Below are 12,405 nucleotides of genomic sequence, written 5' to 3'. Positions count from 1 at the left end.
TGCCAGTATGACCTACTACGCGAACGCCAGCCGCGCAGTTTTCGCCGTCAACCCAGCTCCGCAGGCGCTTGGCATCTGAGGAGGGTCGACGGCCTGGGCCAGCGCTGCGACTTGCGCGCACGTTTGCAAGGCGCAGGTCAGCCAACTGCCCGGCCCGACGTTCAGCCGGTCGTCACGCTCCGGGCCCATCGGGCTGTACAGCAGCGGGCAAGACGGCGCCACCCACAAACGATCGCCCAGTTTTTCGTGGGCGCGCTGCAAGGTCGCCAGGGCTTTTTCCAAGTCGCAGCGCCCTAGGTTGCGGCCATCGACCACGCCCAGGGACAGCACCTTGTACGCCGGCAGGCGGTCGAGGATGGCCGGGTATTGCTCCGGCGCCCGCACCAGGTCGATGTGCAGCCCATCGACCGGCAGGTTGGCGGCCAGGCCGAGGTTTTTCTCCAGCCCGCCAAAGTAGGTGGCGACCAGCTTTTTCAGCGGATCACGCTGGATCAGGTTATAGGCGCGCTCAAAGGCATTCTTCCAGGCCTGCGGCAGGTCGAGCACCAGGATCGGCTCGTCGATCTGCACCCACTCCACGCCCAGCTCGGCCAGGCGCTGGAAAATCTGACCATACAGCGGCAGCAGGCGGTCGAGCAGCTCGAGCTTGTCGAAGTCAGCGCCCTTGGCCTTGCCCAACCACAGGTAGGTCAGCGGGCCGATGACGACCGGCTTGACGTTGTGCCCGAGGTCGCGCGCTTCCTGGACTTCTTCGAACAACTGTTTCCACCCCAGGTGGAATTGCTGGTCGACGCTGAACTCCGGCACCAGGTAGTGATAGTTGGTATCGAACCACTTGGTCATTTCCTGGGCGTGAGCACCGCCGCAGCAGTTATCGCTGACGCCACGGGCCATGCCGAACAGCGTCTGCAACGTGGCTTGGCCATCGGCTGGGCGGAACCGCTCGGGGACTACGCCAAACATCAGCGAGTGGGTCAGCACCTGGTCGTACCAGGCGAAATCACCTGCGGGCAGCAGCTCAATGCCCGCTTGTTTTTGCAGCGCCCAGTGAGCCCTGCGCAAGTCGCGGCCCACGGCACGCAGGCCGGCCTCGTCGAGTTCGCCCTTCCAGAACGCTTCCTGCGCTTTCTTCAGTTCACGGTCGGGTCCAGTGCGCGGGAATCCGAGGGAATGAGCGACTGCCATGACTTACAACTCCACTGTAGGTATTCAATGGCAGCCATTGTCGGCAGATGCTTATAGTGAGACAAACTCATTTTATTTTAGATGATCACAAGTTCCACTCATGTTTAGACTGCGGTCAATCGGATCAGTCAATCAACCCATGAGCGTCATAGAACGGATACGGCCCGGGGTAATCCCCGAACACGCCGTTGTGGCTGACCAACCCCTGTTGCGCGTCCCAGCGATGCAGCAGATACCCCGCCGGCTCCAGGTTGAAATGGGCGGGCGCGGCGTCTTGCAAATCCAGCACGATCTGATGGGAGGTGCCGGGGCACACACAGCTCAAGCTGCCACCAAAGCGTCGCTGCATCGGCCGGTGCAGGTGCCCACACAGCAGGCGTTCCACTTGCGGGTGGCGTGCCACGACTGTTTCCAGGGCGGCGGCATTGATAAACGGTTCGCGGTCCATATGGCCGATGCCGCTCATAAACGGCGGGTGGTGCAGAATCAGCAAGGTCGGCGCGTCCGGGCGTCGCGCCAGTTGCGCGTCCAGCCACTGCAACTGGCTGTCCAGCAATTGCCCGCCATGGCCACCGGGGATGGTCGAGTCCAGGCCGATCAAACGCAGCGGATGCTCGTCCACCACCCAGTCCAGCGGCCCCTGTGCCGACGACGGCAAATAGGCGTGATCACGGAAGGCTTCGAGCAACGGACCGCGTGTGTCGTGGTTGCCGGGCACCAGGTAGCACGGCATGTGCAGGCGCGCGAGTTCGGGGTGCAGCACGGCGTATTCATCGGCGCGGCCGAAGTCCACCAGGTCACCGCTGATCACCACGATATCGGGCCGGGGATGGCTGGCGTTCAAATGGTCGACGGCACGGCGCAGCGCGCCCAAGGTATCGACCACCCCATACGTCAGGCGCTCGCCAGCTTTAAGGTGCAGGTCGCTGATTTGCGCAACAAGAAACGGACGATTCACAAGCAAACTCTCACGCATTCAGGGTGAATAACATGTGCGGCGCAATCGCCAGGGCAATCGGCGCGCCGACGGCGTACAGCTGGTTGTCGCTGCTGTCCACCAGCAGCGGTTGCGGGTCGCCCACGTCCACCAGCAGACGGCTTTGCGCGCCCTGGAAAAACTGCGCCAATAGATGGCCGTGCAAGTGCCCTTCGCTCTCCATCACTCGCAGGTGTTCGGGGCGGCAGTACACCGTGGTGGGTTGATTGGCCGCGTGCCACGGCAGCACACCGCCGCTCACCTTCAAGCCATGGACCGATTGGTCCAGCACTTGAAAGGCATTCAGGTTGCCGACAAAACCGGCGACAAATGCATTCGCCGGCTTCTGGTAAATGTCCCGTGGACTGGCCAGTTGCGCGACGCGGCCGTGCTCCATCACGAGGATGCGATCACCCAGGGCCATGGCTTCGCCCTGGTCGTGGGTGACGAACACCGAGGTGATGCCCAGGCCACGCAGCAGTTCATTCAGCTCACTGCGCAGGCGCTCACGCAGTTGCGCATCGAGGGCTGCCAGCGGTTCATCCAGCAACAGGACCTTCGGGCGCGGCGCCAGGGCACGGGCCAGGGCCACGCGTTGGCGCTGGCCACCAGACAACTCGTGGATGCTGCGCTGGCCATGCTGTTGCAGGCCCACCAGCTCCAGCAATTCGTCGCAGCGCTTGTTGCGCGCAAGCGGCGACATCCCGCGAATCTTCAAGCCGTAGACGATATTCCCGGCAACATCCAGGTTGGGAAACAGCGCGTAATTCTGGAACACCATGCCCACGTCACGACGCTCGATGGGCAGGCGCGTGACGTCGTCGTTGCCGAAAAACACCTGGCCCACATCCGGGCGCTCCAGCCCGGCGATCAGGCGCAAGGTGGTGGTTTTGCCACAGCCCGATGGGCCAAGAATCGCCAGGGTTTCGCCGCCTTCGACGGTCAGGTCCAGGTCATGCACGGCCACGGTGCCGTCGGCGAATGCCTTGCGACAGCCTTGCAGGCGGATAGTGATAGCGGTCATCGACGCTCTCCACGGGATAAACGGGCACTGATGGCCTGCAATGCAATCAGCAGCGGCACGATCATCAGCAAAAAGATAAGGGTATAGGCGCTGGCGATTTCCAGGCGCGCCGAGGCGTAGCTGTCGGCCAGGCCGACCGGCAAGGTCTTGGTCATCGGTGTGTGCAGCATCCAGGTCAGGTTGAACTCACCCAGGGACAAGGTGACCACCATCAGCACACCCGCCAGAATCCCTGCCCGGCTGTTAGGCACCACCACACTGAAAAAGCGTTTGATGGGCCCGGCGCCAAGGCTGGCCGCCGCCTCTTCCAGCACCGGCAGATGCTGGCGCTGCATCACCGCCATCACCGGGCGCACCAGGAACGGCAAGGTGAACAGCACATGGCCCACCAGGATGAACAACCAACTGCTGCGAAACGTGCCGAACTGGCCGTAGGTGAGCAGCAAGGCCAGCGCACTGGCCAGGCCCGGCATCGCCACCGGCAGCACCATCAGTTCCTCGAAGGCGCGGCTGAAGCGGTTGTTCATGCGCACCAGGGCGTAGGCCGCCGGCACGCCGATCACGCAGACGCACACCGCGCAGGCCAGGGCCAGTTGCAGCGACAGCCACACGGTCGGCGAATAGGCCTGCCACACCTGCACCAGCCAGTCGAAGGTCAGGCCGCTGGACACGCCGACGAAGAAATTGCGCGTGAGTCCCGCCAGCAACGACATCAGCACCGGCACCAACATGAACGCGCACACCAGCAAGGTGAACAGCAGTTGAATCACAAACAGCGATGAGCGCTTCACAGAACAGTCCCCGCGTTTTTCACCAGGCGTCGCGTGAGCAACAACACCGCCCAGGTCACCGCGCCAAGCACCACCGACAACGCGGCGGCGACGGCAAAGTTGGCATAGTTGGTGAACACGTTGTAGATCGCCACCGGGGTGACGTTCAGCCGCGTGCCCAAGGTAAAGGCCGTGCCGAAGGCGCCCATGGACGTGGCAAAACAGATCGCCCCGCACGACGCCAGCGCCGGCGCCAGGCCCGGCACGATCACGTCGCAGACCACGCGCCAATGCCCGGCGCCCAGCGAATGCGCGGCTTCCTCCAGGCTACGGTCGAGGCTTTCGCAGGCCGCCATCACCGTGAGGATTACGCGGGGGATCGAGAAATACAGGTAGCCGACAAACAACCCGGCCAGCGAATAGGCAAAGATCCAGCGTTCACCGGCCAACTGCAGGCCGAGCGACGCCAGCAGCCCCTGGCGCCCGGCCAACAGGATGACCAGGAAGCCCACCACCACCCCGGGAAACGCCAGGGGAAACGTGAGCAAGGCCACCAACGCCGAGCGCCCAAAAAACCGCTGGCGCGCAAGAAACACGCCGCTGATGCCGCCAATCAACAACGCCGTGAACGTCACAATGATGGCCAGCACACAGGTCTGCGCCAGGCTGCCCAGGTACTGCGCGCTGCTGAGCACCTGCCAATAGCCGCTGCCGTGGCTGTCGCGGCTTTCGCCGCCGAGCACGATCAAGTGCGCCAGCGGCAGCAGCCAGAATGCGAACAGCACCGCAAAGGCCGGAGCCAGCGCCCAGGCCGCACGTTTTGCCGATGTGGCCACTTACTTGACCTCGTTCAGATAACGGGCCGCGAAGGCTTCCTGCACGGCGGCCATTTTCTGGTAGTCCACCACGCCGGCGCGCGCATAGTCGCTGTCGGGCAGGAACTGCGCGGCGACCTCAGCCGGCATCTGCACCGGGCGTACCGGACGCAAGTAAGCCCTGGCCCAGAGTGCCTGGCCTTGATCCGACAGCACGAAGTCCAGCACCTTCTCACCATTGGCGCGGTGCGGCGCGTTGGCCACCAGGCTCATCACGTAGGGCACACTGATGCTGCCCTCTTTGGGGATCACGAAGGCAACGTTGGCGTTGTCCTTATAGCGGGCGCGGTAGGCGTTGAAGTCGTAGTCCACCAGAATCGGCAATTCGCCGGACAGCACCCGCGCATAGGCGGTCTGCTTGGGCACGATGGGCGCGTTTTTCGCCAGTTTCTGGAAGTAGTCGATGGCCGGGGCGAAGTTGTCCAGGTCGCCGCCCATCGCGCGGTTGATCGCCACGGCAGAGACGTAACCAACAAAGGCGCTGGACGGGTCCAGGTAGCCGACCATGCCTTTGTATTGCGGCTTGAGCAGGTCGGCCCAGCTTTGCGGCACCGGCAGGCCACCCAATGCATCGACGTTGACCATAATGCCCAAGGTGCCGGAGTGAATTGCGAACCACTGGCCCGCCGGGTCTTTCAGGCCGGCGGGGATCTGCTCCCAGCCCTTGGGTTTGTAGCCATCGACCACGCCGGCTTTTTGCGCCTGCAGGCCGAAGGTCACCCCGTAGTACACCACGTCGGCGACGGGTGCGGCCTTTTCGGCCACCAGTTGCGCCAGCGACTGGCCGGAGTTCTTGTTATCCAGCGGCACTTGCACGCCGGTGCTGGCGGCAATGGCCTTGAGCTGGGTGCCCCAGTCGGCCCAGTCCGGCGGGCAGTTGTAGCAAATTGCGGTGTCGGCGGCCTGGGCCAGGCTGGCCATACCACACAGCAGCGCGGCGGCCAGGGTTTTACGCAATGCGCGCATCAAGAAACTCCTCATGGGGTTGAGTGCTTTCGCCCGGCCGGATATGGCAAGGCAGGCAATGGGAAATCGGGGCGTTGCCGGCGATCTGCGCCAGCAATTGGTCAATCACTGTGCTGGCGAGCAGCGCGATGGGCTGCACCACGCTGCACAGGGTTGGGTGCATCTGGGTGCCGAGGGCGATGCCGTCAAAGCCCATCACCGAGAGTTGCTCGGGTACTTGCCAGGCGTTGCGGCGCAGTTCGGCGATCAGGCTGATGGCGAGGAAGTCGTTGGAACACACCAGTGCCGTGGGCGCCTCGGGGCCTTCAAGGTACGGCTGGATGGCGACGAATTCAGCCTGGGTGTGCGCGGGCATTTCGATCACCGGGCGGCTCTTGAGGCCGTAGGCTTGCATCGCGTCGCAGTAACCGGCGTAACGCAGGCGCGCACGGTCGGACTGCAACGCGGGGCCCGCGACCATGCTGATGCGCCGGTGCCCTGCCTCCAGCAGATACCGGGTGGCCATGGCCATGCCGGCGCGGTTGTCGACCGACACGGCGCTGTAGCTGGGGTTGCTCGGTTGGTGGTAGGCCAGCACGAACGGGGTCTGTTCGCTGGCGAGGCTGTTGAGCACGCTGTTGCTCTCGGCATCGGTGACCGTCAGTACCAGGCCGTCGACACGTTGGCGCAGCAGTTCTTCCACCACCATGCTTTCGCGTTCAGTGCTGTAGTCGGTAGTCGCCAGCACCAGGCTGTAGCCGCGCAACCGCGCGGCACGTTCCATGGCCTGGAACTGTTCGGCGAACACCGGATTGAGCAAGTTGGGCACCACCACGCCAATCAACCGGGTGGTTTGCAGGCGCAGTTGGCGACCGAGCAAGTTGGGCCGAAAGCCCAACTCACGGGCAGCGGCAAACACCTGCTCACGGGTGGCCGGGCGCACCTGGTCGGGGGAGGCAAATGTGCGGGCGGCAGTGGCGCGGGATACGCCAGCCAGCTGCGCAACGTCTTTCAGGTCAGTCATTGTCACTCGCTTGAGATCGATCTCATTGGCGAGGACAGTAACGGGGGAATGTGGCAGGAAAGTGGTGGGGAGATGACGGTTTGATGTCAGTGAAGCCTGGCTACACAGCGTTGATCGTTCCCACGCTCTGCGTGGGAACGCCGCCTGGACGCTCTGCGTCCCGCTTGTGAGGTGACGCGGAGCGTCATGGGATGCATTCCCACGCAGAGCGTGGGAACGATCAGTAGTCATACTCAGTGGTTAAGATCGTAAAACCGGCGCAGCAAATTCCGCCCACTAACCTTTCGATCTGATCCAAGTGCGGGCACAATGCGTGTCCTTTTTTGGCAGGCACCGCCGCAGGCTCTCAAAAATGATCAAAACGCCGTACTACCTCATCGATAAACAGAAGCTTCTGGTCAACATGCAGAAGATTGCCTACGTGCGCGAGCAGTCCGGCGCCAAGGCTCTGCTGGCGCTCAAGTGCTTTGCCACCTGGTCGGTGTTCGACCTGATGCAGCAATACATGGACGGCACCACCTCGTCGTCGCTGTATGAGTTGAAGCTCGGCCGCCAGAAGTTCGACGGTGAAGCGCACGCCTACAGCGTGGCCTGGGCCGACGATGAAATCGAAGAGATGCTGGATAACTGCGACAAGATCATCTTCAACTCCATCAGCCAACTGCAGCGTTTTGCCGAACGTTCCGAAGGCAAGACCCGTGGCCTGCGCGTCAACCCACAGGTGAGCAGCTCCGATTACCTGCTGGCCGACCCGGCGCGTCCGTTCAGCCGCCTGGGCGAGTGGGACCCGGTGAAGATCGACGGCGTGATCGATCAAATCTCCGGTTTCATGTTCCACAACAATTGCGAGAACGGCGATTTCAGCCTGTTCGACAGCATGCTCGGCACCATCGAAGAACGTTTCGGCGCGCTGCTGCACAAGGTCAAGTGGGTCAGCCTCGGCGGCGGCATCCATTTCACCGGTGAAGGCTATGCGTTGGATGCGTTTTGCGCACGGTTGAAGGCATTTTCCGAAAAGTATGGCGTGCAGGTGTACCTGGAACCCGGCGAAGCGGCGATCACCAACAGCGCGTCCCTGGAAGTCACCGTGCTCGACACGCTCTACAACGGCAAAAACCTCGCCGTGGTCGACAGCTCCATCGAAGCCCACCTGCTGGACCTGCTGATCTACCGCCTCAACGCCAAGCTGGCGCCGAGCGAGGGTGAGCATACCTATATGGTGTGCGGCAAATCCTGCCTGGCCGGCGATATCTTCGGCGAGTATCAATTTGATCGTCCGCTGGCCATCGGCGATCGGCTGTCGTTCATCGACACCGCGGGCTACACCATGGTCAAGAAAAACTGGTTCAACGGCCTGAAAATGCCGTCCATCGTAGTGAAACAACTCGACGGTACAGTCGAAGTGGTTCGTGAATTTGGTTACGACGACTACCTGTCCAGCCTTTCGTAAGCTGGCGGATATAGGAGAAATAAAGCAATTGAAAAAGAACGTTCTTATCATTGGTGCAGGAGGTGTCGCCAAGGTGGTGGCCCACAAGTGCGCGCAGCACAACGACGAACTCGGTCGTATTGCTATCGCGTCGCGCAACATCTCCAAATGCCAGGCCATCATCGACAGCGTCAAGGCCAAGGGTAGCCTCAAGGTACCCGCCGACATCCAGGCCTTCGCGCTGAACGCTTTGGACGTGGAAGCGACCAAGGCCCTGATCCGCGAGACCGACTCGCAGATCGTCATCAACGTGGGTTCCGCGTTTCTCAACATGTCGGTGCTGCGTGCCTGCATCGATACGGGCGTGGCTTACCTCGACACCGCCATCCACGAAGAGCCGGGCAAGGTCTGCGAGACCCCGCCGTGGTACGGCAACTACGAGTGGAACCACCTGGAAGAATGCAAACAGAAGAACATCACCGCCATCCTTGGCGTGGGCTTCGACCCGGGTGTCGTCAACGCGTACGCCGCGCTGGCGCAGCAACAGCATTTCGACCGCATTGATTCGATCGACATTCTCGACGTCAATGCCGGCTCCCACGGCAAATACTTCGCCACCAATTTCGACCCGGAAATCAACTTCCGCGAGTTCACCGGACAGGTGTGGAGCTGGCAGAACAGCCAGTGGACCAGCAACACCATGTTCGAAGTCAAACGCACCGACGACCTGCCGGTAGTCGGTTCGCAGAACCTCTACCTCACCGGCCACGATGAAGTGCACTCGCTGTCGAAAAACCTCGACGTGCCCAATGTGCGTTTCTGGATGAGCTTCGGTGAACACTACATCAACGTCTTCACCGTACTGAAAAACCTCGGCCTGCTTTCCGAGAAGCCCGTCAAAACCGCTGAAGGCCTGGAAGTGGTGCCGTTGAAAGTGGTCAAGGCGGTACTGCCTGACCCGTCATCGCTCGCACCGGGCTATACCGGCAAAACCTGCATTGGCGACCTGGTCAAAGGCACCAAAAACGGCCAGCCGCGCGAGATGTTCATCTACAACGTGGCTGATCACGAAGAAGCCTTTGCCGAGACCGACAGCCAAGGCATCTCGTACACCGCAGGCGTCCCACCGGTAGCCGCTGCGCTGCTGGTGGCGCGCGGCGAGTGGGATGTGAAACACATGGCCAACGTCGAGGAACTGCCGGCTGAGCCATTCCTCAAAGCGCTGGACGTGATGGGCTTGCCGACTCGGATCAAAGACGAGCACGGTGATCGCGCCTGGGATGCGATTGCCTGACCGGCGATAGCTGACCGAACAAAAAATGCGCCCGATTGGGCGCATTTTTTTGTGGGAGGGGGCTTGCCCCCGATGGCGATGCATCAGCTACAACTGAGCCGGCTGACACACTGCATCGGGGGCAAGCCCTAATGCCAGTCAGTTAAGGACGAACACTGTACCTGTGGCGAGGGAGCTTGCTCCCTCGCCACAGGTTACTTTTTACCCTTTCTACTTCTTAACTGACTGGCATTAGGGCAAGCCCCCTCCCACATCAGGTTTTGTAGTGCAGGGGTAAACCTTACTTCGACACCGGCATCGCAAACTCCGCGCCCTGCTCGATGCTCTCCGACCAACGCTGCATGATCGATTTCTGCTTGGTGTAAAAACGCACGCCCTCGGTGCCATAGGCATGCATGTCGCCAAACAGGCTTTTTTTCCAGCCACCAAACCCATGCCAGGCCATCGGCACCGGGATCGGTACGTTGATGCCGACCATGCCCACTTCGATGCGCCGCGCAAATTCGCGGGCAATGTTGCCGTCGCGGGTGAAGCAGCTGACGCCGTTGCCGAACTCGTGGTCGTTGACCAGTTTCACTGCGGCGGCGAAATCATCCACACGCACGCAGGCCAGCACCGGGCCGAAGATTTCTTCGCGGTAGATGCTCATGTCTCGGGTCACATGGTCGAACAAGGTAGCGCCGAGCCAGAAACCGTTTTCCAGGCCGGGCTCTGACGGCACGTAGTCGCGGCCATCAAGCAGCAATTGCGCGCCGGCCTGCACCCCTTGCTCGATATAGCCGCTGATCCGCTCCAGGGCAGCGCGGGACACGATCGGGCCCATTTCGGCCTTGAGGTCGCGGCCATCGGTAATGCGCAGTTGCTTGGCGCGTTCGGTCAAGGCAGCGATGACCTTGTCACCCACATCGCCCACCAGCACCGCCACCGAGATTGCCATGCAACGCTCGCCGGCACTGCCGTAGGCGGCGCCCATCAGGGCGTCGACGGTGCGCTCGATATCCGCGTCGGGCATCACCACCATATGGTTTTTTGCGCCGCCCAGGCCTTGCACGCGTTTGCCGTTACGCGCACCGCTTTCGTAGATGTACTGGGCAATCGGCGTGGAACCGACAAAGCTCACGGCCTTGACGTCCGGGTGTTCGATCAGCGCGTCCACCGCTTCCTTGTCGCCCTGCACCACGTTGAACACGCCCTTGGGCAGGCCCGCTTCGCGCAGCAGCTCGGCCATGAACAACGAGGCGCTCGGGTCGGTGGGGCTGGGCTTGAGAATGAAGGTATTACCCGCCGCAATCGCGATCGGGTACATCCACATCGGCACCATCACCGGGAAGTTGAACGGCGTGACGCCGGCCACCACGCCCAGCGGCTGGCGCATTGTCCAGTTGTCCATGCCACGGGAGACCTGGTCGGAATGTTCGCCCTTGAGCAGGTTGGGAATACCGCAGGCGAACTCGAGGATGTCGATACCACGGTCGACTTCGCCCTGGGCATCGGTAAACACCTTGCCGTGTTCGGCGACGATGATGCGTGCCAGGTCGTCCTTGCGTTCACGCAGCAGGTGCAGGTATTCGAACAGCACACGGGCGCGGCGGATCGGCGGGGTATCGGCCCAATCGGCAAAAGCGGCCTGGGCGGCGGCGACGGCTTCGGCCACGGTCTGGCGGCTGGCCAGGGCTACACGCGCGGTGACTGCGCCGGTGGCCGGGTTGTAGACGTCCTGATAGCGATCATCGCGGCTCACGCGCTGGTCGTTGATGTAGTGCTCAAGGGTAATCGGCATGGCAGGCGATCCAGGTGGTTGGCGTTGGCACACACCTTAGGCTTTCGCTTTGTTCCGAACCAGAGCAGAATCCTGAACTTATTGTGCATCCTGGCGAACAATACTCCCATGGAAAAAGCTGAGATCGAAGGGCTGTGGACTCACATCCATTGGCTGTCAGTGCTGGAAGAACACGGCACCTACACCGCCGCCGCCGCGCGCCTTGGGGTGAGCAAGTCGGCGGTGAGCCAGCGTATTTCCGACCTGGAAAAGGCCACCGGCACCCGTCTGGTGACGCGCACCACGCGCAGCGTACGGCTGACCGATGCGGGGCTGTCGTTGACCCGCGAGGTGCGCAGCGCCTATGAACACATCGCCCGCAGCTTCTCTGCGGTGCGTGACCTGGCCGGCGAAGTGCGTGGCCTGGTGCGGCTGACCGCGCCGGTGGCGTTCGCCCGGCAACAGCTGGTGCCGCATCTGCCGCAATTCCTGCGCCAATACCCGCAGGTGCGCATCCAGCTGGACGTGTCCGACGCCTTGAGTTCGCTGGCCGCCGAAGGTTACGACCTGGCCGTGCGCCATGGTTTCCAGATACCCGAGACCCATGTGGCCTGGAAGCTCTGCGACACCGCCTCGGTGCTGGTCGCCACCCGCGATTACCTGCAGCGCCATGGCGAACCCCGCGAGCCGGGCGACCTGTCGGCGCACAACTGTCTGTTTTACCCACGGGGTGCCGACCAGCCGGCCTGGACCTTCGAACGCGGCAGCAAACACCTCGAACGCCTGACCGTGCCTATCGCCGGCAGCTTCGCCACCAATAACAGCGAAGCCCTGCGCGACGCGGCGCTCAATCACCTGGGCATCGCCCTGCTGCCGGATTTCAGCGCCCATGCGGCGCTGGCCGAGGGCAAGCTGGTGCAGGTATTGAAGGGGTGGACGCTCAAGGGCGCATTCGCCGATGAAATCTACCTGATCCGCCCGTACTCGCCCCATGTGCCGAAGGCAGTGAGCGCGCTGGTAGGTTTTTTAAAGGCGCAGCTGGCGGGAGGGTTTCGATTCGAGGGCTGAGGCAGCACACAAAAAAAGGCCCGGCGACACACGCGGATGCGTCACCGGGCAAAGCG

10 protein-coding genes and 1 pseudogene are annotated in these 12,405 nt (G+C 62.3%); 3 read left to right on the top strand and 8 right to left on the bottom strand.

The window, feature by feature from the left end; genetic code table 11:
* Window positions 1-54 precede the first annotated feature (54 nt).
* From C4J85_RS10765 to C4J85_RS10735, 7 genes and pseudogenes are all read right to left on the bottom strand, one after another.
* Window positions 55-1,185: pseudogene (locus C4J85_RS10765) on the bottom strand (5-methyltetrahydropteroyltriglutamate--homocysteine S-methyltransferase); the annotation flags it as partial.
* A gap of 124 nt (window positions 1,186-1,309) precedes the next feature.
* Complete coding sequence (locus C4J85_RS10760) at window positions 1,310-2,143, bottom strand: phosphodiesterase (protein ID WP_124366631.1); 834 nt, start codon at window positions 2,141-2,143, stop codon at window positions 1,310-1,312.
* Between the two features lie 10 nt (window positions 2,144-2,153).
* Window positions 2,154-3,185, bottom strand: a complete 1,032-nt coding sequence (locus C4J85_RS10755; protein ID WP_124409554.1) for an ABC transporter ATP-binding protein — start codon at window positions 3,183-3,185, stop codon at window positions 2,154-2,156.
* The gene (locus C4J85_RS10750) at window positions 3,182-3,976 is read right to left on the bottom strand and encodes an ABC transporter permease (protein WP_124366629.1); all 795 of its coding nucleotides are present in this window, start codon (window positions 3,974-3,976) and stop codon (window positions 3,182-3,184) included. Before C4J85_RS10750 ends, C4J85_RS10755 begins: the two co-directional genes overlap by 4 nt.
* Entirely contained in the window at window positions 3,973-4,791 is an 819-nt protein-coding gene (locus tag C4J85_RS10745) for an iron ABC transporter permease (RefSeq protein ID WP_124366628.1), read from the bottom strand. The genes C4J85_RS10750 and C4J85_RS10745 overlap by 4 nt, the downstream gene beginning before the upstream one ends.
* Window positions 4,792-5,796: an ABC transporter substrate-binding protein gene (locus C4J85_RS10740; RefSeq protein ID WP_124406900.1), complete on the bottom strand. Its 1,005-nt coding sequence runs from the start codon at window positions 5,794-5,796 to the stop codon at window positions 4,792-4,794.
* The gene (locus tag C4J85_RS10735) at window positions 5,780-6,799 is read right to left on the bottom strand and encodes a LacI family DNA-binding transcriptional regulator (RefSeq protein ID WP_124409553.1); all 1,020 of its coding nucleotides are present in this window, start codon (window positions 6,797-6,799) and stop codon (window positions 5,780-5,782) included. Before C4J85_RS10735 ends, C4J85_RS10740 begins: the two co-directional genes overlap by 17 nt.
* 352 nt (window positions 6,800-7,151) lie before the next feature.
* On the opposite strand from C4J85_RS10735, the gene C4J85_RS10730 reads away from it, so the two are divergent.
* The gene (locus C4J85_RS10730; RefSeq protein WP_124409552.1) at window positions 7,152-8,249 is read left to right on the top strand and encodes a carboxynorspermidine decarboxylase; all 1,098 of its coding nucleotides are present in this window, start codon (window positions 7,152-7,154) and stop codon (window positions 8,247-8,249) included.
* Between the two features lie 28 nt (window positions 8,250-8,277).
* Entirely contained in the window at window positions 8,278-9,522 is a 1,245-nt protein-coding gene (locus C4J85_RS10725) for a saccharopine dehydrogenase family protein (RefSeq protein WP_124366624.1), read from the top strand.
* Between the two features lie 280 nt (window positions 9,523-9,802).
* Here the strand turns inward: C4J85_RS10725 and C4J85_RS10720 are convergent, their stop codons facing one another.
* Complete coding sequence (locus C4J85_RS10720) at window positions 9,803-11,302, bottom strand: CoA-acylating methylmalonate-semialdehyde dehydrogenase (protein WP_124409551.1); 1,500 nt, start codon at window positions 11,300-11,302, stop codon at window positions 9,803-9,805.
* A 108-nt stretch (window positions 11,303-11,410) separates the two neighbouring features.
* On the opposite strand from C4J85_RS10720, the gene C4J85_RS10715 reads away from it, so the two are divergent.
* On the top strand, window positions 11,411-12,349 hold the full coding sequence (locus C4J85_RS10715; RefSeq protein ID WP_124409550.1) for a LysR family transcriptional regulator: 939 nt from the start codon (window positions 11,411-11,413) through the stop codon (window positions 12,347-12,349).
* The last annotated feature ends 56 nt before the right edge of the window (window positions 12,350-12,405 follow it).

It is taken from the genome of Pseudomonas sp. R4-34-07, from assembly GCF_003852375.1.
Lineage (GTDB): Bacteria > Pseudomonadota > Gammaproteobacteria > Pseudomonadales > Pseudomonadaceae > Aquipseudomonas.
This window is presented reverse-complemented; position numbering and strand designations above follow the sequence as displayed.

Coding starts and splice junctions, on each gene's coding strand:
- C4J85_RS10735 (WP_124409553.1), bottom strand. CDS start 6,799: ATGACTGACCTGAAAGACGTTGCGCAGCTGGCTGGCGTATCCCGCGCC.
- C4J85_RS10755 (WP_124409554.1), bottom strand. CDS start 3,185: ATGACCGCTATCACTATCCGCCTGCAAGGCTGTCGCAAGGCATTCGCC.
- C4J85_RS10720 (WP_124409551.1), bottom strand. CDS start 11,302: ATGCCGATTACCCTTGAGCACTACATCAACGACCAGCGCGTGAGCCGC.
- C4J85_RS10730 (WP_124409552.1), top strand. CDS start 7,152: ATGATCAAAACGCCGTACTACCTCATCGATAAACAGAAGCTTCTGGTC.
- C4J85_RS10715 (WP_124409550.1), top strand. CDS start 11,411: ATGGAAAAAGCTGAGATCGAAGGGCTGTGGACTCACATCCATTGGCTG.
- C4J85_RS10740 (WP_124406900.1), bottom strand. CDS start 5,796: ATGCGCGCATTGCGTAAAACCCTGGCCGCCGCGCTGCTGTGTGGTATG.